The organism is Nonomuraea wenchangensis, from assembly GCF_900111685.1.
In the GTDB taxonomy this organism is placed as follows: domain Bacteria; phylum Actinomycetota; class Actinomycetes; order Streptosporangiales; family Streptosporangiaceae; genus Nonomuraea; species Nonomuraea wenchangensis.
In genome coordinates, this window is record NZ_FOHX01000005.1 from 505,125 (window position 1) to 527,547 (window position 22,423).

Annotated in this window: 20 protein-coding genes and 3 tRNA genes; 11 read left to right on the top strand and 12 right to left on the bottom strand. The window is 71.5% G+C overall.

Annotated features, from left to right (window positions below):
• Nucleotides 1–16 precede the first annotated feature (16 nt).
• From BMW85_RS18175 to BMW85_RS18185, 3 genes are read right to left on the bottom strand one after another with little or no spacing between them, the layout of a single operon-like run.
• Entirely contained in the window at nt 17–850 is an 834-nt protein-coding gene (locus BMW85_RS18175; protein WP_091082595.1) for a carbohydrate ABC transporter permease, read from the bottom strand.
• Nucleotides 847–1,767, bottom strand: coding sequence for a carbohydrate ABC transporter permease (locus BMW85_RS18180; protein WP_091082597.1), 921 nt, complete (start codon nt 1,765–1,767; stop codon nt 847–849). The genes BMW85_RS18175 and BMW85_RS18180 overlap by 4 nt, the downstream gene beginning before the upstream one ends.
• A complete protein-coding gene (locus tag BMW85_RS18185; RefSeq protein WP_245774886.1) occupies nt 1,767–3,101 on the bottom strand; it encodes an extracellular solute-binding protein in 1,335 nt (444 codons plus the stop codon). The genes BMW85_RS18180 and BMW85_RS18185 overlap by 1 nt, the downstream gene beginning before the upstream one ends.
• A gap of 229 nt (nt 3,102–3,330) precedes the next feature.
• Here BMW85_RS18185 and arfA point away from each other — a divergent pair, with 229 nt between their 5' ends.
• A complete protein-coding gene (gene arfA / locus BMW85_RS18190) occupies nt 3,331–4,821 on the top strand; it encodes an arabinosylfuranosidase ArfA (RefSeq protein ID WP_091082600.1) in 1,491 nt (496 codons plus the stop codon).
• Here arfA and BMW85_RS18195 read toward each other — a convergent pair.
• The 3 genes from BMW85_RS18195 to BMW85_RS18205 all read right to left on the bottom strand — a co-directional run bounded on the left by BMW85_RS18195 (nt 4,808) and on the right by BMW85_RS18205 (nt 7,868).
• Nucleotides 4,808–5,800, bottom strand: coding sequence for a LacI family DNA-binding transcriptional regulator (locus BMW85_RS18195; RefSeq protein WP_218155850.1), 993 nt, complete (start codon nt 5,798–5,800; stop codon nt 4,808–4,810). The genes arfA and BMW85_RS18195 overlap by 14 nt on opposite strands.
• 134 nt (nt 5,801–5,934) lie before the next feature.
• On the bottom strand, nt 5,935–6,468 hold the full coding sequence (locus BMW85_RS18200) for an NUDIX domain-containing protein (RefSeq protein ID WP_091082603.1): 534 nt from the start codon (nt 6,466–6,468) through the stop codon (nt 5,935–5,937).
• Complete coding sequence (locus BMW85_RS18205) at nt 6,465–7,868, bottom strand: helix-turn-helix domain-containing protein (protein WP_177240735.1); 1,404 nt, start codon at nt 7,866–7,868, stop codon at nt 6,465–6,467. Before BMW85_RS18205 ends, BMW85_RS18200 begins: the two co-directional genes overlap by 4 nt.
• A gap of 105 nt (nt 7,869–7,973) precedes the next feature.
• Between BMW85_RS18205 and BMW85_RS18210 the strand changes: the two genes are divergently transcribed.
• On the top strand, nt 7,974–8,492 hold the full coding sequence (locus BMW85_RS18210) for a hypothetical protein (protein ID WP_143082324.1): 519 nt from the start codon (nt 7,974–7,976) through the stop codon (nt 8,490–8,492).
• Nucleotides 8,485–8,928, top strand: coding sequence for an ATP-binding protein (locus tag BMW85_RS18215; RefSeq protein WP_245774888.1), 444 nt, complete (start codon nt 8,485–8,487; stop codon nt 8,926–8,928). Before BMW85_RS18210 ends, BMW85_RS18215 begins: the two co-directional genes overlap by 8 nt.
• A 53-nt stretch (nt 8,929–8,981) precedes the next feature.
• Here the strand turns inward: BMW85_RS18215 and BMW85_RS18220 are convergent.
• The 4 genes from BMW85_RS18220 to BMW85_RS18235 all read right to left on the bottom strand — a co-directional run bounded on the left by BMW85_RS18220 (nt 8,982) and on the right by BMW85_RS18235 (nt 9,898).
• Nucleotides 8,982–9,053 (bottom strand) — tRNA-Val (locus BMW85_RS18220).
• Nucleotides 9,054–9,058: 5 nt separating this feature from the next.
• Nucleotides 9,059–9,129, bottom strand: a tRNA-Cys gene (locus tag BMW85_RS18225).
• 19 nt (nt 9,130–9,148) lie between these two features.
• Nucleotides 9,149–9,220, bottom strand: a tRNA-Gly gene (locus tag BMW85_RS18230).
• A gap of 42 nt (nt 9,221–9,262) precedes the next feature.
• Nucleotides 9,263–9,898 carry an ACT domain-containing protein gene (locus tag BMW85_RS18235; protein ID WP_143082325.1) on the bottom strand — a complete coding sequence of 212 codons (636 nt, stop codon included), beginning with the start codon at nt 9,896–9,898 and terminating at the stop codon, nt 9,263–9,265.
• Between the two features lie 81 nt (nt 9,899–9,979).
• On the opposite strand from BMW85_RS18235, the gene dusB reads away from it, so the two are divergent.
• Nucleotides 9,980–11,089: a tRNA dihydrouridine synthase DusB gene (dusB, locus tag BMW85_RS18240; RefSeq protein ID WP_245774889.1), complete on the top strand. Its 1,110-nt coding sequence runs from the start codon at nt 9,980–9,982 to the stop codon at nt 11,087–11,089.
• Nucleotides 11,090–11,102: 13 nt separating this feature from the next.
• Here dusB and BMW85_RS18245 read toward each other — a convergent pair whose 3' ends face one another.
• On the bottom strand, nt 11,103–12,257 hold the full coding sequence (locus tag BMW85_RS18245) for an ROK family transcriptional regulator (RefSeq protein WP_091082612.1): 1,155 nt from the start codon (nt 12,255–12,257) through the stop codon (nt 11,103–11,105).
• Between the two features lie 128 nt (nt 12,258–12,385).
• Here BMW85_RS18245 and BMW85_RS18250 point away from each other — a divergent pair, with 128 nt between their 5' ends.
• From BMW85_RS18250 to BMW85_RS18280, 7 genes are read left to right on the top strand one after another with little or no spacing between them, the layout of a single operon-like run.
• A complete protein-coding gene (locus BMW85_RS18250; protein ID WP_091082615.1) occupies nt 12,386–13,699 on the top strand; it encodes a glycoside hydrolase family 36 protein in 1,314 nt (437 codons plus the stop codon).
• Nucleotides 13,696–14,577 carry a carbohydrate ABC transporter permease gene (locus tag BMW85_RS18255; protein WP_177240736.1) on the top strand — a complete coding sequence of 294 codons (882 nt, stop codon included), beginning with the start codon at nt 13,696–13,698 and terminating at the stop codon, nt 14,575–14,577. The genes BMW85_RS18250 and BMW85_RS18255 overlap by 4 nt, the downstream gene beginning before the upstream one ends.
• A 6-nt stretch (nt 14,578–14,583) precedes the next feature.
• On the top strand, nt 14,584–15,393 hold the full coding sequence (locus BMW85_RS18260) for a carbohydrate ABC transporter permease (RefSeq protein WP_091082617.1): 810 nt from the start codon (nt 14,584–14,586) through the stop codon (nt 15,391–15,393).
• Between the two features lie 25 nt (nt 15,394–15,418).
• Complete coding sequence (locus BMW85_RS18265) at nt 15,419–16,717, top strand: ABC transporter substrate-binding protein (protein ID WP_091082619.1); 1,299 nt, start codon at nt 15,419–15,421, stop codon at nt 16,715–16,717.
• A 16-nt stretch (nt 16,718–16,733) separates the two neighbouring features.
• Nucleotides 16,734–18,278, top strand: a complete 1,545-nt coding sequence (locus BMW85_RS18270) for an alkaline phosphatase D family protein (protein ID WP_091082621.1) — start codon at nt 16,734–16,736, stop codon at nt 18,276–18,278.
• Nucleotides 18,279–18,290: 12 nt separating this feature from the next.
• Entirely contained in the window at nt 18,291–20,231 is a 1,941-nt protein-coding gene (locus BMW85_RS18275; RefSeq protein ID WP_091082623.1) for an NPCBM/NEW2 domain-containing protein, read from the top strand.
• 14 nt (nt 20,232–20,245) lie between these two features.
• Complete coding sequence (locus BMW85_RS18280; protein WP_091082625.1) at nt 20,246–21,853, top strand: beta-N-acetylhexosaminidase; 1,608 nt, start codon at nt 20,246–20,248, stop codon at nt 21,851–21,853.
• On the opposite strand, the gene BMW85_RS18285 is transcribed toward BMW85_RS18280, so the two are convergent.
• Complete coding sequence (locus BMW85_RS18285) at nt 21,838–22,332, bottom strand: DUF2087 domain-containing protein (protein WP_177240737.1); 495 nt, start codon at nt 22,330–22,332, stop codon at nt 21,838–21,840. The two genes, BMW85_RS18280 and BMW85_RS18285, sit on opposite strands and share 16 nt — an antisense overlap.
• Nucleotides 22,333–22,423 lie beyond the last annotated feature (91 nt).

Here is a 22,423-nt window from a genome sequence, read left to right on the forward strand (position 1 = left end):
TAGATCTTTCGCCCGGTCACTGCCCGGCGAGGCCGGTGTGCGCGACGCCGCGCACGATCTGCCGCTGGAACAGCACGAACACCACCAGCAGCGGCAGCCCCGCGAGCACCACCGACGCCATGATCTGCGCGTACCGGAGGCCGAAGGTGCCCTGCACGACGTTGGCGAGCCCCACGGGCAGCGTCATGGTGTTCGGGTCGGTGGAGACCAGGAACGGCCAGAGGAAGTTGTTCCACGTCGTGATGAAGGTGAAGATCGACACCGCGGCGAGCACCGGCCGCGACAGCGGCAGCACGATCGTGAAGAACACCCGCCAGCGCCCCGCACCGTCGACGAACGCGGCCTGCTCCAGCTCCGGCGGCACGTCCTGGAAGAACTTGAACAGCACGTACACGATGAGCGGCGCCGCCACCTGCGGCAGGATGATCGCCCACCAGGTGTCCACCAGGCCGAGCGCCACCATCTCGGCGAACAGCGGCGCCATCAGCACCTGCGGCGGCACCATGATCCCGGCCAGGATCAGCGCCAGCAGCGCCCGCCGGCCGCGGAAGTGCGTACGCGCGAAGCCGTAGGCGGCCATCGCCGACAGCAGCACGGTCAGGAACGTGACGAGCACCGCCGTGACCGTGGAGTTGATCGCCCACGTGACGATGCCGCCGGTGCCGAGCACCAGCCGGTAGGCGTCCAGCGTGAGCTCGCTGCCGAACCACTCCAGCGGCAGCTTGGTCGTCTCCGTCTCCGGCTTGAGCGAGGTCGCCACCGCCCAGGCGATGGGTGCGAGCCACACGGCCGCCAGCACCAGCGCCACCAGCAGCAGCACGAGCTGCCCCGGGCGGATCCGCTTGGTCATGAGAAATCCTCCGCGCGCTTGCGGAACAGCCGGAGCTGCGCCAGGGAGACGACGACGATGATGGCGAACAGGATGTACGAGACCGCCGAGGCGTAGCCGATCCGGTAGCCGGTGAAGCCGACGTCGTAGGCGTACTCGATGATGGGCCGGGTGGCGTCCTGGGGGCCGCCGGCGGTCATGAGGTAGATCTGGTCGAAGACCTTCAGCGAGGCCAGCAGTTGCAGCACCACGATGAGCGCGGTGGTGCGGCCCAGCATGGGCAGCGTGATCGAGCGCAGCCGGGCCCAGGCGCCGGCGCCGTCGAGGGCGGCGGCCTCGTACAGGTGCGTGGGGATCGACTGGAGCGCGGCCAGGTAGAGCAGGAAGTTGAAGCCGACCGTCCACCAGACCGTGGTCAGCACCATCGACCACATGGCGACGGACGGATCGCCCAGCCACAGCACGTCGAGGCCGAACGTGCCGTTGATGAGGCCGTAGTCCGGCGGGTAGATCATCTGCAGCCACAACAGCGACACCACGGCCGACGGCAGCAGGAACGGCCCGAAGAACGACAGCCGCCACAGCCACTGCACGAACCGCAGATGATGCACCAGCAGCGCGAAGACCAGCCCGAGCAGCACCAGCGGCACCGTGCTGAGCGCGGTGAAGACGAGGGTGTTCCACAGCGAGCGCCACATGCGCGGGTCGACGAACGCCTCGGCGTAGTTGCCGAAGCCGACGAAGGTGTCGTTGGTGCCGGCGATGTTGACGCTGGACAGGCTCATCCGCACGCCCAGCACCACGGGCCAGACCAGGAACGCCACGTAGACGGCCAGGAAGGGCAGGACGAACAGCAGCCCGTGCTGCGTCCAGGCGTGCCTGACCTTGGCCTCGGCGGCGGGCGGGGCGGCCGCGGGGGCCGCGACGACGGTCGTCATCAACGCTCCTGCCTGGGGAAGGGGTTCGGGGCGGCGAGCAGCCGGGACAGCGACGCCTTGGCGGCGGCGAGGCCGTCCTCCGGCGAACGCTCCCCGCTGATCACCGGCGAGAACGCCTCGCCGAACTCGATCCACAGCCGCGACGCCGAGCCGGCGAACCACACCTGCGGGTCGAGCGCGACCTCGGTGACGACGGAGCGGTACTCCGACTGCGGATGCAGCGCGAGGTAGTCGGGCTGCTCCAGCGCCGGCAGGTACGCGGGCACGTGACCCGCCACGGCCCACTCGGCGCTGTGCTTCACGATGTGGGCGATGAAGCGGTAGGTGGCCCGCTCCACCTCGGGATCGCGGTCACGCTGGTGCGGCAGCACGAACGAGTGGCAGTCGGCCTGCGCCGCGCCGGTGCCGAAGACGGTGGGGAAGCGGGACATGCTGAACGGCGTCCCGCGCTCCTTGAGCCCGGTCACCTCCCAGTCGCCGTTCCAGAGGAACGCGGCCTCGCCGTTGGTGAACTTCGCGACCGAGGCGCCGTAGTCGGTGCGCCAGTCGCACAGCCCCTCCTTGCCGAGCCGGGCCATGAGGCGCAGCGCGGCGAGGGCCTTGGCGTCGTCGATGGCGATGGCGGAGCCGTCCGGCGACAGCAGCGTGCCGCCGCTCTGCGGGTAGAGCGACCCCCAGACCCGCCAGGGGCCGACGGTGCCGAGGCCGAGCGCGTCGAAGGCGAGCGGCGGCCGGCCGCCCATGGCGTCCTTGGCCTTGCGCAGCATGGCGATCAGGCCGTCCTCGCCCTGGGTGGGCGCGAGTTTGCCGCCGGAGTCGAGCAGGCCGGCCTTGGCGCAGAGGTCGGTGTTGTAGTACTGCACCATGGGGTGGGCGTCGAACGGGATCGCGTACAGCACGCCGTCGAGGTGGGCGCGCTCCCAGATCGGCGGGGAGAAGTCCGCGCCGCGCAGGCCCGCCTCCTCCAGGAGCGGCACGTTGATCGGGTCGAGGATGGCGCCCGCGCCGATGCCGGCCAGCCGGGCCAGGTGGAAGCTGGCCAGGTCGGGGGAGCGCCCGCCGGCACCGGCCATCGCGATCTTGGTGTAGAACGGCTCGCCCCAGGCCAGCACGTTCTCCTCGACGAAGACGTCCGGGTTGGCCTGGGCGAACGCCTGGACCATCCGGTTCATGATGATGCCGTCGCTGGCGCCGAGGAAGTGCCAGTACTGGACGCGGGTCCGGGACGAGCCGAGACCGACGGGGAGGGCGCAGCCCGCGGCGGCGGCGCCGGCGAGCGCCAGGCTGCCGCCGAGCAGGCTCCGGCGGGAGAGGTGGGAGGGGGGACCGTGCACGGTGGCCTCTTCCTTCACCGGGCTGTCGCCCGGCCGTTGATCGAGGTCGTTCGAGGCGGTTACGGCGGGGTTAATCGAGTGTTAGCGGTAACAGAAAACGTGTCAAGGCCCTTGTGGCAACCGTTTTCCACGATTCGGCCAGCTCGCTCCGAGCCCTTGACCCGCCCGGCTGATAACGCTAACAATGCCTGCGTGACGTAACGCCCGCGAAACCTGAGGAGCCCCCTTCGTGCACCAGGCCGCACTGACGCTCGATCCCGCCTTCCGCGTGGCCCCGGTCCAGCGGCGCACCTTCGGCACGTTCGTCGAACATCTGGGCCGTTGCGTCTACACCGGCATCTACGAACCCGGCCACCCAGCCGCCGACGAGGACGGCTTCCGCGCCGACGTCCTGGAGCTGACCCGCGAGCTCGGCGTCTCCACGGTGCGCTACCCCGGCGGCAACTTCGTCTCCGGCTACCGCTGGGAGGACGGCGTCGGCCCCAAGGAGCTCCGGCCGCGCCGGCTCGACCTGGCCTGGCACAGCACCGAGACCAACGAGGTCGGGGTGGACGAGTTCGTCCGCTGGTGCCGCAAGGCCGGGGTGGAGCCGATGATGGCGGTCAACCTCGGCACCCGTGGCATCGAGGCCGCGCTGGACCTGCTGGAGTACTGCAACCACCCCTCGGGCACCGCGCTCGCCGACCGGCGGATCGCGGGCGGCGCGAAGGAGCCGCACGACGTACGGATGTGGTGCCTGGGCAACGAGATGGACGGCCCCTGGCAGACCGGCCACAAGACCGCCGCCGAGTACGGCCGCCTCGCCGCCGAGACCGCCCGCGCCATGCGGATGATCGACCCGAAACTGGAGCTGGTCGCCTGCGGCAGCTCCAGCTCGTCGATGCCGACCTTCGGTGCGTGGGAGGCCGAGGTGCTCGCCCACACCTACGACGTCGTCGACTACATCTCCTGCCACGCCTACTACGAGGAGAAGGACGGCGACCTCGGCAGCTTCCTCGCCTGCGCCACCGACATGGAGTTCTTCATCCGCTCGGTGGCCGCCACCGCCGACCACGTGGGCGCGAAGCTGAAGTCGCGCAAGCGCATCGACATCTCCTTCGACGAGTGGAACGTCTGGTATCTGTCCCGCTTCCAGAACGCCGATCCCCCGTCGGACTGGCCGGTCGCGCCGCGCCTGCTGGAGGACCACTACCACCTGGCCGACGCCGTCGCGGTCGGCGGCCTGCTGATCACGCTGCTGCGGCACAGCGACCGGGTGCGCGCCGCGTCGCTGGCGCAACTGGTCAACGTCATCGCCCCGATCATGACCGAGCCGGGCGGGCGGGCCTGGAGGCAGACCACGTTCCACCCGTTTGCCCAGGCCAGCAGGTACGCGAGCGGCGACGTGCTGCGCGTCGAGCCGGTCTGCCCGAGCTACGAGACGGCCGCGTACGGACAGGTGCCGCTGCTGCACGCGGTCGCCACCCACGACGAGCGGTCCACCACCGTGTTCGCGATCAACCGCGCCACCGACCGGCCGATGGAGCTGCGCCTCGACGCCCGCGCCCTCGGCGGGGCGCGGGTCGTGGAGGCGAGCACGCTGAGCGGCCCGGACGTCTACGCCCGCAACACCGCCGACGACCCCGGCCGCGTCGCGCCCCGCCCCAACCCGGACGTGCGGCACGACCCGGAGACCGTGGTGCTGCCCCCGGTCTCCTGGAACGTCATCAGGCTCGGTTGAGCCCGGGTGCGGCGCCGGTGCTCTCGCGGACGACCAGCTCCGGCTCCACCAGGCGCCGGGACTCGGGCTCGGTGCCCGCCATGCGGTCGAGCAGCATGTGGAAGGCGTGCCGGCCCACCTCGCCGAAGTCCTGTCGGACGGTGGTGAGCGGCGGCCAGAAGTACGCGGCCTCGGGGATGTCGTCGAACCCGACCACGCTGACGTCCTCCGGCACCCGGCGCCCCGCCTCGCGCAGCGCCCGCAGCACCCCGAGCGCCATCTGGTCGTTGGACACGAACACCGCGCTGACCTCGGGATCGGCGGCCAGCCGGCGGCCGAGCTGGTATCCCGAGCGTGAGCTCCAGTCGCCGCGCAGCACGTCGGGCACCGGCCGCCCGGCGGCCTCCAGCACGCCGCGCCAGCCCTCGATGCGGCCGTTGGCGTCGAGCCAGTCCGCCGGGCCCGCGACGTGCCAGACGCTCCGGTGCCCGAGGCTGAGCAGGTGGCGGGTGGCCCTGACCGCCCCGGCGCGCTGGTCGACCTTGGCCACCGGCACGGGGATGTCGTCACCGGCGTCCACCGCGACGACCGGCATCTCCGGCGGCAGGTGGTGCAGCCCGTCGGCTGCCGACTCGTGCGGCGCGACGATGATGACGCCGTCCACCGCCTGCGCGCGCAGCCGCTCGACGCCCTCGCGGATGGAGGTGCGGTGCAGCGAGCTCAGGCTGGCGATGCTGACGTTGTAGCCGGCGTGCCTGGCGGCCTGCTCGACGCTGTAGAGCGTGGAGGCCGGGCCGTAGAGCGTGGTGTCGATGCTGACCACGCCGAGCACGCCAGACCGACCGGTCACGAGCTGGCGGGCGGCGTGGTTGGGCCGGTAGTCGAGCTCTTTGACGGCGGCGAGCACGCGCTCCCTGGTCTCGGCCCGGACCCGTTCGGGCGCGTTGAGCACCCGAGAGACGGTCATCGTGGAAACCCCCGCGAGAACGGCCACGTCCATGAGCACCGCAGGCCGCCCCGTCTTGGCTTTGACCACAGCTCACCCCCTGCCAGGTAACGCTAACAGGAGAAGGGGAGGGGCGCGCGCATCATTTCAGGGCAGATGTTCAGCACCTGACGGTTGAAGGGCGCGCGTCAGCTCACAGGGACGCCGTTGTGGAGGTAGGCGACGGTGCCGGCGTCGGCGGCGCTGATCGCGGCGGTCAGGCGCGCCCAGACGTAGGGCCGTAGCCGCTTCCGCGCCTCCTCCGGGGAACAGAACTCGAACGCGGCCAGCTCCGCATCCCGCACGCGGAGGGCGGTGGTCTGGTCAGGTGTGAGCGTCCCGGCGTTGAAAATCATCATCACCGAGTCGTCCCATGGGCCGTGCGGCGCGACCCAGTCCACACACACCAACGCCATGCCTCCGGGGAGGTCGAGGCCGAGTTCCTCGGCGAGCTCCCGGCGCAGGGCGTCGAGCGGTGGCTCGTTGGCCTCGGCCATGCCGCCGGGCAAGTCCCAATCCGGCTTGTAGGTGGGGTCCACGAGCAGGATCCGGCCGTCGCGATCGCGGACCAGCGCGTCCACGCCGACGCGTTTGCGTGCCTGGTTGGCGTTGCCCTCGGCCAGATGGGCGCGATAGGCGGCGGGATCGCGTTCGTAGAGCGGCCGGGTGTCGGGGTCGGTCATGAGGTCGGGCCGGTCCTGGGGCGGGGAAGGTCGGTGGTGAGCTGGTAGAGCCATTCCCGCTGCCGCAGCGCCTCGTCCAGGTGGTCGAGGAAGCTCCGCGCGCAGGACGAGGCGCGGTGCGGGTGGAGCTGGTCGCGCAGCTCGTGGAGTTGTCGGTTCACCAGGTACGAGCCTAGCGACCCGGTGGTGTGGAGAACATCCGTCGCGGCCGCACACGCCCGCTCCAACTCGCCGCGTTCGATGAGCACACCGGCCAGGGTGAGACATCCGAACGCGCGGGAGCGGGTACGGCCGGCCGGCCGCAGCTCCAGGACCCGTTGGGCATGGCGCTGGGCGGCGGGCAGATCACCGAGCAGGCGCAGGCACCGGGCCGCGTCTCCCGCGAGCGACCCGGCGTCGAACGGTGACACCCACGGCGACGGCGCCGTGCCGTGGGCGCCCTGCAGGGCGGTCTCAGCGCGCCCGAGCAGCGCGCGTGTCTCTCGTGATCGGCCTGCGGCGGCATGCCCGCGCGCCTGCAACGCCCACAGCCGCGCGGCCAGCTCAGGATGTGACGGCCCCGCCGCGAGCTCGCGCTGTCCTTGGGCGGCGTAGCCGATGGCGTCATCAGTGTGGGCGCGGTGGGCAGCCAGATGCGCCAGACTCGCCAGTACGTGAACCCTCAGCTGGGGGTCATCGCCGACCCCGGACAGATCTCGCGCCCGCGCGAAATGCCGCTCCGCCTGATCGTCGTGTCCGGCGTCGTGAGCCATCCATCCAGCCATCTCCGTGAGGGCCGTGGCAGCGGTGAACACCCCCGCTCCCTCATCACCCCTACCGCCGAACAGACGGGGAGCGATGTGGTCTCGCAGATAGCTGGTGACGGTCGCGTACAGGTGCGCGCCGCCGATCTGGGCGTCCACCGTTCGCCACACTGCCACCGCCGTCGCGTCACCACCGCCACCGCGAGACCCTGGAACGGCGGCCTGCGCCGCCGCCGGAGCCGCAGCCGCGTGCGCCGGGCGTTGCTGCGGTACCTGAAACCACAACAGGCCCGGCGGGATGCGTAGCAGCCGCGCCCACTGGGTGAGCCTACCCAGGTCGGTCATCGGCGGGCCGTTCTCGATCCGGGACAGTTGGGGTTGGGTGATGCCCACCCACGCGGCGACGGTCTCCTGCCTTAGGGGTCGGCCGTGGTGGGGATGGGAGCGGTAGGCGGCGATCACCCGGCCCATGTGCCAGGCGTCGAGCGCGGCCCGCACACGGGGGTGGTTCCAGAACTGCGGCGGTACTCCCAGCGGGCCTGCGGGCGGGCCGGCGGCGCTCCGCGTGCCCGTAGTGCAAGCCGCGCACCGGCCCGTCGCGTTGTCGCGCGCCAGTCGTGTCCCGCAGCCGCAGTACCGGACGTGAACGTCGGTCATGGGTCCACCGCCCCGTCGGATACGCCGAAACCCTCGCGATGAATGTAAGCACGCGATCACAGCGCGCATCTAGATATGCGCCTGAACGCATGCCGGGATGCGTGATTGATCATGGCCGTGCGCGTCGGCCGCTGGTCACTGTGGGATCACCCCTCCGCTGGCCAGTACGAAAGGCAGCCAATGAGCACGCAGCACGCAGTACCAGAGCCGGTGATCGGCAAGGGCTTCCGGGCGGCCCGAGGCACTGGACCGGTCACGCATCCCGGATCGGCCCAGCCATCGCGACCACTCGCGGTCGGGTACGTACGCCTGCGGCCGGGCCCCGACACCGCGGAGTGCGACAACCTGGCCGAGAGCCTGCGCGGGTTCGCGGCACGGGTCGGGCTGGACATGGTCGACATCTACACCGACCGGCACGCCTACCGTCGTCCGGCATTCGGTGAACTCCTCCAAGCCCTGTGCCGTCCCGAGGTCAACGCCGTCATCATCCCCACGCCCGAGCATCTGTCGGAGTTCGACGGGCTCTATCAGGCCATGCGCGCCCTGATCGAGATAGAGACCGGCGCCGACGTCTTGGTGATGTCCCAGAATGACGAGGCAGACGATGATCGCGCCGGTGAGTGACCGGTTCGCGCCCCTGCCGCCCGCCGTGCGCGCCTCAGAGCTCACCCTGTTGGCGCTGCACACCGCGATCACCATCGGCGGGCAGCTCGCGCGGATCACCGCCCGAGTGTGGGACCTGCCCCACCTTGAACACCTCGCCGAACAGGCCGCCGGGCACTTGCTCGCTCGCGCGGTCGAGGGCACGGGACACCCCGCCCCCAACCTCCGATACTCCGACATCGACCCCACGACGCTCGCCACGGTCGGCGTTCGGGTTCACCGCAGCGCCGATGCCCTGATCATCGATGTGTGGGACACCGACCCCGTTCTACCGAGCACCACGCCACCTGACCGGCACCTGAGCGCCGTGGACTCCCTGGCGCGGCGCTGGGGCTCCTACCCGGCCCCGCGAGGCGGGAAAGTCGTGTGGGCCGAAGTTGGCCCCAAGGCTGCATAAGTCCCTACAAACACAGCAACGCCGTGCCCGAAACCGGGTACGGCGTTACAGAGTGGACGATACTGGGATTGAACCAGTGACCTCTTCCGTGTCAGGGAAGCGCTCTCCCGCTGAGCTAATCGTCCTTGTGAGGTGGCGACGGGATTTGAACCCGTGTGGACGGCTTTGCAGGCCGCTGCCTCGCCTCTCGGCCACGCCACCGCGTCAACATCCCACTCCGAGCGGAAGACGGGATTCGAACCCGCGACCCTCACCTTGGCAAGGTGATGCTCTACCACTGAGCCACTTCCGCGTTGCTGCTTTCACAACTCTAGCGGGTTTTCCGCGTTGATGCTTACTTGCGGAGCTGCCGGGCCACGCTGCGCTCGGTGGCGGGCAGGCTGAGGAAGATCTCCAGGATGCGGGTGAGGCGGTGGACCTCGATGCGGTGGAAGGCCGGGCCCTCGGAGCGGGCCAGGACGAGGGCCAGCGCCAGCGGCGGCAGCGGGGCGTGGATGATGTGCGGCCCGCCGGGTAGGGTCATGGCGGCCGGGCGGGACGGCGCCTCGGCCGGGAGGTCGAGCTCCTGCGGGGCCCGCCAGCTCGCGTAGACCACCTGGCCGCCGGCGGTCGTGGCCGCCCAGTCGGCGCTGAACAGCACCGGCAGCGAGTCGACGAGCGTGGTCAGCGCGCGGTCGCCCGCCGTGGTGATGTATTTGAGTATCTCCAGCTCCGGATAGGTGCCGGGGGCCTCGCGGGTGGTCCAGATCGCCTCGACGGCCACGCCCTCGACGCCCTCCAGGCTGCTGACGAGATCCTGGCGGGACGTGCTCTCCGGGCAGAAGATCGTCAGGTCGTCGAGCGCGGTGCCCGCGCCCCGGTCGAGGACGATCACCTGGGTGATGTCGGCCCCCGCCGCGCCCAGGACCCTGGTGACCTGCGCCAGGGAGCCCGGCTTGTCGGGCAGCCGCACGCGTACGCGAAGAAGCATCCATCCCCCCTCACCGAGATGCCGATCACAGCCTATCGGCCGAATACCGGTCCGGGCCTGACCTGCGCTACAACTGGGCGGGTGAAGATTGGGCCTCTCGGAGTGTGGCCGCCGGTGGTGCTGGCGCCGATGGCGGGCATCACGAACGCGCCGTTCCGGGTGCTGTGCAGGGAGCAGGGCGCCGGGCTGTTCGTGTGCGAGATGATCACCACGCGCGGGCTGGTGGAGCGCAATCCCAAGACCATGCGGATGATCCGGTTCGACGACTCCGAGCGGCCGAGGAGCATCCAGCTCTACGGGGTGGACCCCGACATCGTGGGCCGGGCGGTCCGCATGATCGCCGAGGAGGGCCTCGCCGATCACGTCGATCTCAACTTCGGCTGCCCGGTGCCCAAGGTGACCAGGCGTGGGGGCGGGTCGGCGCTGCCGTACAAACGCGGCCTGCTGCGCCGCATCCTGCGGGCCGCGGTCGCGAACGCCGGTGCGCTGCCCGTGACGATGAAGATGCGCAAGGGCATCGACGACGACCACCTGACCTACCTCGACGCGGGGCGCATCGCGGCCGAGGAGGGCGTCGCGGCGATCGCGCTGCACGCCCGTACGGCCCGGCAGCACTACGGCGGGGTCGCCGACTGGGCGGCGATCGCCCGGCTGAAGGAGGCCGTGCCGGAGATCCCCGTGCTGGGCAACGGCGACATCTGGTGCGCCGACGACGCCCTGCGCATGGTGGCCGAGACCGGCTGCGACGGCGTGGTGGTGGGGCGCGGCTGCCTGGGCCGCCCGTGGTTGTTCAAGGACCTGGAGAACGCCTTCAACGGCAGCCCCGAGCGGGTCCGTCCCACGCTCGGCGAGGTGGCCGGGATGATGATCAGGCACGCCGAGGGGCTGGCCGGCTGCTTCGACATCGAGCGCTACGCCGTCGCCGACTTCCGCAAGCACGTCGGCTGGTATCTGAAGGGCTTCACGGTCGGCGCCCCGCTGCGGCGCGAGCTGGCCACGGCCGAGTCGCTCGACGGGCTGCGGGAGGGCCTCGCCAAGCTGGAGCACGACCAGCCGTGGCCGCCCCACACCGACACGCCGCGCGGCAAGTCGGGCGAGCGGTCGAAGGTGCTCCTGCCGGACGGCTGGCTGGACGACCCGTGGGACGGCGCGGTGCCGCAGGACGCCGAGTCCGAGGTGTCCGGCGGCTGAGCCCGCGAGAAGGTCAGCGGACGACCGGGAGCGGGCCGCGGTCCGCGGGGAAGAGCTGGTCGTCGAGGTGGGCGACGGCGTACTCGATGGCGCCCACCACCACGCACTCGTCCCCGAGCGTCGAGGCCCGCACCTCCGGCATCCGCATGCACCGCTTCTCCAGCCGCCGCCGCAGCGGCTCCAGGAGCACGTCGGACGAGCGCGAGAACCCGCCGCCGAGCACCACCATCTGCGGGTCCAGGATGAGCACCATGGCGGCGGTGCCCACGGCGAGGTCGTCGACGTAACGCTCGACGCACGCGATCGCGACCGGGTCGCCGTTGCGGGCGGCGGCGAGGGTGTGGCCGGCCGCGTCCTCCGGCGGGACGCCCTCGGGCACGCAGGCGCAGGTGTTGAGATGCTCGGGCGCGTCGAACCAGCGGGACTCGGGCAGCATGGCGACCTCCCCGGCCGCCGCGCCGAACCCCCGGTGCACCTTGCCGTCGATCACCAGGCCCGCGCCCATGCGCAGCCCGACGTGCAGGAACACCACGTCCCTGGCGCCCTGGGCGACGCCGCGCCTGGTCTCGGCCATGGCGGCCAGGCGGCTGTCGTTCTCGACGAGCACGGGGCAGGGGAACATCTCGCGCAGGCGTCCCGCGAGGTCGAGGTCGCGCCAGGCGGGGACGGCGGCGGAGTAGATGACCCGGCCCTCGACGTCGATGACGCCGATGGTGCCGACGGCGACCGTCCAGAGGTCGGAGACGGAGGTGCGGCTCAGCGTCAGGCAGCCCTCGACGGCCCGTTCGATCGCGGCCAGGCGCTCCTCCAGCGGGGCGTCGGGCAGCACCGGCTGCCGGGTCTCGGCCAGGATCTCCCCGTCCAGGTCGGACAGGGCGGCGCGGATGTTGTGACCCCCTATGTCGACGCCCACCAGGTAGCCGCTGTCGGCGCGGAAGCGGTAGCGGCGGGCGGGCCGGCCCATCGTGCCGGGGCTGGGCGGCACCTCCTCCACCCAGCCGAGCCCCATCAGCTCGTCGGTGACCTCCTTCATCGACGGCCGCGACAGCCCCGTGCGCTCGGCGAGCGCCGACAGCGTGAGCGGACCCGCCCGGCGCAGCGCGCGGATGGCGGTCAGCGAGTTGAGCTGGCGCAGCCGGGACAGGTCGCCGCCGCGTAGGTCCGCCATTCGCCGTGTCCTTAGGTAGGTCTCCTGTTTATGTCACGCATTATGCCAGGGATCAAGGGGTGTACGAGCGCGGATCACCCGTGCTACTAATGAAGCGCTCCTTCGTAAGTTGACAGGAAAGAGGACTGATGTCGTTCGTTGACATCGGCGAGGTCGCGTACGTCCCCGGCTCGGCCCGGGTGTTCGAGCACGGCTGGCAGTCGTGGAGCCCCACGGGCGCCTATCGCCTGGACGAGACCCCGCCCCGGCCCGCGAACGGGACGATACAGATCCTCTGCTACCGCCCCGGCACGCCGGTCCCCGAGCGCTCGTTCCAGGGAGAGGGCCTGCTCGCGGTCGAGACCGGCGACGGCTCCGTGGAGCTGTGGTCCGCCACCGGACCCCACGAGGTGCCCTCGATCCGGGCCCGCGAGGAGGGCGGCCGGCTGGTGATCTCGGCCGACGCCCCGGTCCGCCACCACCGCGTCGAGAGCGATCTAGGCACGGCCCTGCGCGGGTGGGCCGAGACGATGGCCGACGCCGCGTCCGCGCCGCGCACGTTCCCCGCCGTCCCGCCCATGTGGTGCACCTGGTACGGCTACTGGGACAAGGTCGTCGAGGCCGACGTCCTGGAGAACCTGGACCTGGCCACCCGCCACGGCCTGCCCGCCGACATGTTCCTCGTCGACGACGGCTACGAGGCCGGCATCGGCGACTGGCTGGACCCCCGACCCGGCTTCGGCTCGCTCGCCCGCGCCGTGGACGCCGTCACCGGCACCGGCCGCCGCGCCGGCATCTGGACCGCCCCCTTCCTGGTCGGCCACGACAGCCGCCTGTACCGGGAGCATCCCGACTGGCTGGTCGGCGGCGCGTACGCGGGCCGCATGTGGAACCAGGACCTCGCCGTCCTCGACGTCACCCACCCGGACGCCGCCGAGCACCTGACGCGGGTCTTCCGCACGTTCGCCGGCATGGGGATCACCCACTTCAAGCTCGACTACCTGTACGCCGGCGCGCTCCCCGGCCGCCGCCACGAGGACCTCGACCCGATCGCCGCCTACCGGCGCGGCCTGGAGCTGGTCCGGCGGGGCGCCGGCGAGGAGGCCACGCTGCACGGCTGCGGCGCCCCGATGCTGCCCAGCATCGGCCTGGTGGACGTCATGCGGGTCAGCCCCGACATCGCGCTCACCCTGCGGCCGAGGTCCGGGGACATCAGCCAGCCCTCGCAGCTCGGCGCCCGACTCACCGGCGCGGCGCGGGAGTTCCTGCACGCCCGGTGGTGGGTCAACGACCCGGACTGCATCGTCGTCCGCCCCGAGATGGAGGCGCGGCGGGAGTGGGCGGCGCACGTGGCCGCCACCGGCGGGTTACGCGGCTCCAGCGACCCGATCGCCGCCCTGGACGACTGGGGCATGGAGACGACCAGGCGGCTGCTGGTCCCCACCGCCACGGATCCGTCGTGACCAGAGGCCGCAGGGGCGGGCTGCACGCCTACCTCTTCATCGGGCCCAGCCTCTTCGGCGTGGTGGCGTTCCTGCTGCTCCCGATGGTCATCGTCTTCGTGCTGAGCCTGTTCGACTGGGAGCTGCTGTCCGCGCCCGAGTTCGCCGGCCTGGACAACTACCGCCGCCTGGCCGCCGACGGCGGCACCTGGCACTCGCTCCTCGTCACCGTCGGCTACGTCCTGCTGTCCATCCCGCTGCAGACCGTCCTCGCCCTCGCGCTGGCGGTGCTGCTGGACCGGCGGGTGAAGGGCCTGCGGTTCTACCGCTCGCTGTTCGTGGTGCCGTGGATGGCGACCCCGATCGTCCTCGGGCTCGTCTGGCAGTGGATCTTCGATCCGCGCGACGGCGCGATCAACAGGGCGCTGGCCCTGGTCGGCGTGACCGGCCCCGACTGGCTGTCCGACCCGTCCTGGGCGCTGCCGGCCGTCGCGCTGGTCAGCGTCTGGCAGTACACCGGCTACAACATGCTGTTCTTCCTGGCCGGCCTGCAGGGCATCCCGCGCGAGCTGCACGACGCCGCCGCCGTGGACGGCGCGGGGCCGCGCCAGCGCTTCTGGCGGGTGACGCTGCCGCTGCTCAACCCCACGATGTTCTTCGTCACGGTGACCAACCTCATCGGCGCCTTCCAGGTGTTCGACACGGTGTACGCGATGACGGACGGCGGGCCGAGCCACAGCACCGAGGTCCTGAACTTCCGCATCTTCCAGACCGCGTTCAAGGAGTTCGACTTCGGCTACGCGGCCACGCTGTCGACGCTGCTGTTCGCGGTCATCTTCGCGGTGACGCTGGCGCAGGTCCGGTTCTTCGGCAAGCGCACCACCTACGACCTGAGCTGAGGAGCCATGGCCAAGCGTGTCCTCCTGTACGCCGTGCTCACGATCGGCGCGTTCGTGTCGGTGTTCCCGTACCTGCTGGTGGTGCTGACCGCGTTCAAGACGCAGGCGCAGCTCAGCTCGACCGCGCCGTGGCTGCCCGGACTGCCGCCGACGGCGGGCAACCTCGCCACGATGCTGGCCGGCGACTTCCCCCGCTACGTGCTCAACACGGCGGTGATGACGGCGCTGCTGACGGCCGGGCAACTGGTGTTCACCACGTTCGCCGCCTACGCCTTCGCCCGGCTGCGCTTCCGCGGCAGGGACGTGCTGTTCTGGCTGTACGTGGCCACCATGATGGTGCCGAGCGCCGTCACCATGATCCCGCTCTTCCTCATCATGCGGGAGCTGGGCCTGGTCAACACCTGGTACGGCCTGCTCGCCCCCTACATCCTCGGCACCCCGTACGGGATCTTCCTGATGCGGCAGTTCTTCAAGAGCCTGCCCGCCGGGCTGGAGGAGGCGGCCCGCATCGACGGGGCCGGGCAGCTGACGATCCTGCTGCGCGTGCTGCTGCCGCTGTGCCGGCCCGCGCTCGGCACGCTCGCCATCATCACCGTCATCTCGTCGTGGAACAGCTTCCTGTGGCCGCTGATCATCACCAGCGGCGACGACACCCGCGTGATCACCGTCGCCATCGCCACGCTCAAGTCCGGCATCGGCGTCGACTACCACCTCATGATGGCCGGCAGCCTGATCGCCCTGGTGCCGATGGTGGCCGTCTTCGTCTTCTTCCAGAGACACATCGTCAGGTCGGTGGTCCTCACCGGCCTCAAATGAGAACCGAACAAGAAGAGGTCAGCGAATGATGCCAACCCCCCGGATTCGCTGGGCCGGGGCGCTGCTCGGCGCCGCCATGCTCGTCCTGCCCGCCTGCTCCTCCTCAGGGGACTCCGGCAAGGTCACCCTGACCTACCGGCTCTGGGACGAGCAGCAGAAGGCCGGCTACGACCAGGTCATGGCGGCCTTCGAGAAGGCCGAGCCGGGCATCGACGTCACCGTCGAGCTCCTGCCCTACGACCAGTACTGGACCAAGCTCACCGCCGACGTGGTCGCCGGCACGGCGCCGGACGTGTTCTGGATGACGCCCACCCAGTTCCCGGAGTTCGTCACCAAGGGCGTGCTCGCCCCGGTGCAGGTGGACGCCGCCAAGTACCACAAGACCGTCGTCGGCTCCTTCACCTACCAGGACAAGCTGTACGGCGTCCCGAAGGACTGGGGCGTCGTCGGCCTGCTCTACAACAAGGACCTGTTCGCCAAGGCGGGCGTGGAGATGCCGGACAAGCTCACCTGGGCCGCCGACGGCAGCGGCACGCTGCTCGACACGGCGCGCAAGCTCACCGTGGACGAGGCCGGCAAGCACCCCGGCGAGCCCGGCTTCGACCCCGCCAAGGTCAGGACGTACGGCTTCGCCTCCTGGAACCACTACCAGACCCAGTGGATGAACTGGGTCGTCTCCAACGGCGGCAAGCTCGTCGACAAGCCCTTCGGGAAGTACGCCTTCAACGAGCCGGCCGCCGTCCAGGCCCTGCAGTTCGGCGTGGACCTGGTCAACAAGCACCACGTCTCGCCGCCCGCGACCCGCACGAACCCGCCCACCGGCAAGATCACCGACATGTTCAAGGCCGGCGAGGTCGCGATGTTCCCCGCCAACAACGCGCTGCTGCCGTTCGTGGCGCCCGAGGCGACGTTCGAGGTCGGCGTCGCCCCCATGCCCGAGGGGCCGGCCGGGCGCGCGGTCAACCTCAACGGCCTGGCCGAGGCCGTCTACGCCAAGAGCGAGCACCCCGAGGAGGCCATGAAGCTGGCGAAGTATCTCGGCACGGCGGAGGCGCAGAAGATCATGTCCGACGGCGGCTACGCCTTCCCCGCGCTCGACGGCCTGTCGCAGGGCTACGTGGACTACTGGAAGTCGAAGAACGTCGACGTCTCGCCGTTCGTGGAGGAGGCCGCGGGCACCACCTTCCCGCTGCCGATCACCACCGGCTTCACCGGGTTCGAGACGAAGCTTAACCAGCTCTTCAACGAGATGTACCTCGGAAAACTCTCTCCGCAACAGGCCGCCGACCAAGCTGTCTCAGAAGGCAACGCCACCGTCAAGTAGTCAGTAAGGATCCCCCATGATCACCCGGCGTTCACTGTTCGCCGGGGGCGCGAGCCTGGGCCTGTCAGCCGCACTGGGCGTCACACCCGTGCGCGCGGCGGCCCGCCGTGCCCCTCTCTCCGACCCCTTCCAGCTCGGGATCGCCTCCGGCGAGCCTGCCTCCGACGGCGTGGTCCTGTGGACCCGCCTCGCCATGGACCCGGTGGCGCTCGACGGGCTCGGCGGCATGCCGGCCCGTGCCGTGCCCGTCCAGTGGGAGCTGGCCAAGGACGAGGGCTTCCGCCGCGTCGTACGCCGCGGCACCGAGGTCGCCCGCCCCGACGCCGCCCACAGCGTGCACGTCGAGCTCGACGGCCTCGACCCGGGCGCGGAGTACTTCTACCGCTTCCGCGCCGAGGGCGAGATCAGCCCGGCCGGCCGCACCCTGACCGCCCCCGCACCCGGCAGCCGCAGCCGGGCGCTCGACCTGTCGTTCACCTCGTGCGCCGACTACCAGGCCGGCTGGTTCACGCCGTACCGGCGGATGGCCGAGGACCAGCCCGACCTCATCGCCTTCCTCGGCGACTACATCTACGAGTACGGCGACTACAAGTACCCCGTACGCGACCAGGCCGGCGGCGAATGCCTCGACCTGGCCGGCTACCGGCTGCGCCACGCCCAGCACAAGGCCGACCCGGAGTCGCAGCTCGCCCACGCGATCGCGCCCTGGGTCGTCGTGTGGGACGACCACGACATCGAGAACGCCTGGGCCGGCGACGTCCCCGAGCAGCCGGACCCGCCGTTCCTGCGGCGGCGGGCGGCCGCCTTCCAGGCGTACTACGAGAACATGCCGCTGCGCCGCGCCCAGAAGCCCAACGGCTCCTCGCTGCGCCTGCACCGCAGCATCCGCTGGGGCGAGGTGGCCAACCTGCACCTGCTCGACACCCGGCAGTACCGCGACCTGTACGCCTGCACCGGCAGGAGCGGCACCGTCGGCGCCGACTGCCTCGAACGGTTCGAGCCCAACAGGACCATGCTCGGCCAGGAGCAGGAGGCGTGGCTCGACGCGCGGCTCAAGGGCTCGCGGGCCACCTGGGACCTGCTCGGCCAGCAGGTCTTCTTCATGGAGATGGACTGGACGGGCGGCGCGGGCAAGGGCTGGTCCAACGAGGGCTGGGACGGCTACGTCGCCTCCCGCAACCGGCTCACCGCCGCCATCGACGCCTACCGGCGCAACGCCGTCGTCCTCACCGGTGACGTGCACTCCCACTGGGCGGGCGAGGTCAAGCGCGACTACGCCGACCCCGAGTCGAAGTCCGTCGCCGTCGAGCTGGTCACCACCTCGGTCACCAGCGCCGGCAACGGCCTCGACGAGTACCCCGACACGCAGAACCTGCTGGCGGAGAACCCGCACGTGAAGTTCTTCAACGGCCGCCGCGGCTACGTCCGCACCCGGATCACCCAGAAGGAGATGAAGGTCGACTTCCGCTCCCTGTCCCGGGTCACCGAGCCCTACGCCCCGGCCTACACCTCCGGCTCCTTCGTCATCGAGCCGGGCCGCCCCCAGCTCAACCCCGCCTGACAGGAACCCCCCATGCGCACCTTCACGGCCGTCGCCGCGGCGGCCCTCCTCGCCCTGCCCCTCGTCCCCTTATCCAGCGCCTCGTCCGCCGCAGCGGTCCTTCCGCCGATGGGCTGGAGCAGCCGCACGCTCGGCTGCGCGGTCACCGAGGCGGCGGTGCTCAAGGCGGCCGACGCCCTCGCGCCCCTCGCCCCGCTCGGCTACCGGTACGTCATCATCGACGACTGCTGGCTCGCCCCGCAGCGGTCGGCCGGCGCCCTCGTCCCCGACCCCGCCCGCTTCCCCGGCGGCATCGCGGCCCTGGCCGACGGCCTGCACGCCAAGGGGCTGAAACTGGGCCTCGCCCTGTCGGCCGGCACCAAGGCGTGCGCCGGCGGGGGCCCCGGCTCGTACAAGAGCGAGGCCGCCGACGCGGCCCGGATCAAGGAGTGGGGGGTGGACCACGTCACGTACGCCTGGTGCAACGTCCCCACCGCCGACTTCCCCGGCCAGAACGTCCAGCAGATCGCCCAGACCCTCTACCCGCGCATGCGCGAGGCCCTGGGCGACGGCGTCGTGTTCGCCATGAACAACGAGGACGGCAGCACCGTCCCGTGGTTGTGGGGCAAGGACGCCAAGGCCACCACCTGGCGCACCAACGTCTACAACCGCCCCATCCCTGACGCCTACCCCAACATGGTCGACATCTGGGAGACCAACCAGCTCAGGGCCGAGTACGCGGGCGGCGGCAGCTACGCCGACCCCGACCTCATCCAGGCCGGCCGCGGCGGCATGACCGAGACCGAGTACCGCGCGCAGTTCACCCTCTGGGCCATGGGCGCGGCCCCGCTCGTCCTCCAGGCCGACCCGGCCGCCGCGCCGCCCGCGATCGTCGCCGACCCCGAGGTGATCGCCGTGGACCAGGACGAGCTGGGCGCCCACGGCCGGCTCGTCAAGAGCGACGGCTGGTACCACGTGCTGGCCAAGCCGCTCGCCGGCGGCGACCGGGCGGTCGCGCTGTTCAACGAGAGCGACCGGGCCGCCACGATCTCCTGGTCGCTCGGCTCCGGCCGGCACCGCGTCGAGGAGCTGTGGACCGGCGCGGTCGCGACCACGACGGGCGCGCTGTCGGCCCAGGTGCCCGCGCACGCCGCCCTGCTCTACCGCGTCAGCGCGCGCAACGACCCCGCGCCGCCGCTGGTGACGTTCGAGGCGGACCCGGCGAAGGTCCTCGGCGAGGACCGGCCCACCACGCTGGAGCCCGGCAGGACGGGCGAGATCCTCACCCGCGTCACCAACACCGGGGCCACCGCCCGGCTGCGTGACGTCGAGGTGACGGCCTCCGGGCCGCAGGGCTGGCGGATCGCCGCCCGCACCCCGGTCAGGACCGGCCGGCTCGACGGCGGCGACACCTTCACCGTCACCTGGGCGGTCACCCCGCCGGAAGGAACCGGGGCCGGCACGTACGAGCTGGCCTTCGAGGCGGCAGGGCAGCGCGCCACCGCCGTCGTGGCCGTCGCCACCGCCCCCGGGCCGGGCCGCACCTACCTCAGCGACCTCGCCTGGACCCGGGCCGCCAACTACTTCGGACCGGTCGAGAGGGACACGAGCAACGGCGAGCGCGCCGCGGGCGACGGCCGCCCGCTCACCATCGAGGGCGTGCGCTTCGCCAAGGGCCTCGGCGCGCACGCGCCCGCCGACATCGAGTTCTACACCGGCGGGCGCTGCACGTCCGTCTCGTTCCAGGCCGGGATCGACGACGAGGTGGGCGTGGCCGGCTCCGCCGGGTTCGAGGTGTGGGCCGACGGCGGCCGGGTCGCCTACTCGGGCCTGCTGACCGGCGCCATGCCCGCCCGCGCGGTCACCGCGGACGTCACCGGCGCCCGCCACATCCGGCTGGTCGCGACCAACGGCGGCGACAACGCCACCTCCGACCACGCCGACTTCGCCGACGCCGTCATCACCTGCGAGTAGGGAGTCACCTGTTCATGATCGTTCCCAAGCCCGTCACGTACGAGCCCAGGCCGGGCCCGTTCATCCTCGACGGCCGGACCTCGCTCACCGCCGATCCGGCGCTGGCCGGGGTGGCCGCCTGGCTGCGCGGCGAGCTCGCCCCCCTCACGGGCGGCGAGCTGCTGCCGGGGCCGGGCTCGGGAACGATCAGGCTCGGGCTCGGCGACCTGCCGCCGGAGGGCTACCGGCTGACCGTCGGCCCGGGGGAGGCCGAGATCGTGGCGGGCGGCCCCGCCGGGGCCTTCTACGGGGCGCAGACCTTCCGGCAGCTCCTGCCTCCCGCCGCCTTCCGCCGGGCCGCCGCCGGGCCCTTCGAGGCGTCCGGCGCGTACGTGGAGGACGCCCCCCGCTTCGCCTGGCGCGGCTGCCTGCTGGACGTCGCCCGCCACTTCATGACCAAGCACGAGGTGCTGCGCTTCATCGACCTGCTGGCCCTGCACAAGCTGAACGTGCTCCACCTGCACCTCACCGACGACCAGGGCTGGCGCGTCGAGATCCGCCGCCACCCCCGGCTCACCGAGACCGGCTCCTGGCGCAGGGAGAGCCAGAGCGGCTGGAACGGCGCCATGGACGGCCGCCCGCACGGCGGCTACTACACCCAGGACGACATCAGGGAGATCGTCGCCTACGCCGCCCGCCGGCACGTCATGGTCGTCCCCGAGATCGACCTGCCCGGCCACACCCAGGCCGCCATCGCCGCCTACCCGGAGCTGGGCAACCTCGGCACGCCGCTCGAGGTGCGCACCACCTGGGGCGTCGGCGTGAACGTGCTCAACGCCGAGGAGCCCACCATCGCCTTCTTCCAGGAGGTGCTGGAGGAGGTGCTGGAGCTGTTCCCCGGCCCGTACGTGTCCATCGGCGGCGACGAGTGCCGCAAGGACCAGTGGCGGGAGAGCCCGTCGGCCCGCCGCCGCATGGAGGAGCTGGGGCTGCGTGACGAGGAGGAGCTGCAGAGCTGGATCGTCCACCGCTTCGACGACTGGCTGAGCGCCCGGGGCCGCCGCCTGCTCGGCTGGGACGAGATCCTGGAAGGCGGGCCGCCCCCCGGCGCGGTGGTCGCGTCCTGGCGCGGCGACCTCGGCGCGGTGATCGCCGCCGAACGCGGCCACGACGTCGTCAACTGCGCCAACACCAGCCTCTACCTGGACTACCGGCAGGCGGAGGGGGAGGAGGAGCCGGTGCCGTTCGGCCCCGTGCTGACGCTGGAGGACGTCTACGCCTTCGAGCCCGTGCCCGAGGCGCTGCGCGGCCGGCCCGCCGCCGACCGCGTGCTCGGCGCGCAGTGCGGGGTGTGGACCGAGCTGATCGACTCGGCCCGCCGCGTGGACTACATGGCCTTCCCGCGGCTGGCGGCCTTCGCCGAGACCGTGTGGAGCCCTGAGGGGCGCGACCTCGCGGACTTCAGTGAGCGGCTGGCCGCCCATCTGCCCCGGCTGGACGCGATCGGCGTGGAGTACCGGCGCGCGGAGGGGCCGGCGCCCTGGCAGCGGCGGCCCGGCGTGCCCGGCCGCCCCGAGGACGCCGAGGGGTGGCGGGCCAAGCTCGCCTCGTGGACCGCGAACCTGCCTCAGATCTCGACGTGACCGCCGCTGCGCCAGTAGGCGTCGCCCTCCCGTGACAGCAGCTCCTCGTCCACGAGGTAGCGGCGCAGGGCCGCGTGGTCGTCGTGGAAGGCCCGCAGCGCCACGTTGACGTCCTTCTCCGCGTAACGCCTGCCCGGCTCGAAGACCATGGCGATGTACCGCAGCACGACCAGCCTCTTGTCGCGGCGCATCGCCAGGGTCGTCAGCCTCCCGTCGACCAGGAACGTGCGCAGCACCCGCTCCTCGTCGCTCAGCGCCTCGGCGGGCTCGGCCCGGGCCCGCAGCAGCTCCCTGAACCGCTCGGGCGCCGCCCGCCACTTCCCGCTCTCGTCACGCGCGGCCAGCCCGCCCGCCTCCAGCCTGTGCAGCGTCTTCGGCGGCAGACCGTCGCTCTCGCCGAGCACCAGGGAGGCGAAGGCGCGCAACGTGTCGTCCTGGGAGAGCAGCCCGAGGACGCGTCTGATGTCTTCGTCACTCATCTGACCCATTGTGTGGGGTTGAATGTCACGATCTTAAGACAGTGTCATGACACGACCCCTACGTCCCGCGTCAGACACTGAATCGACAGGC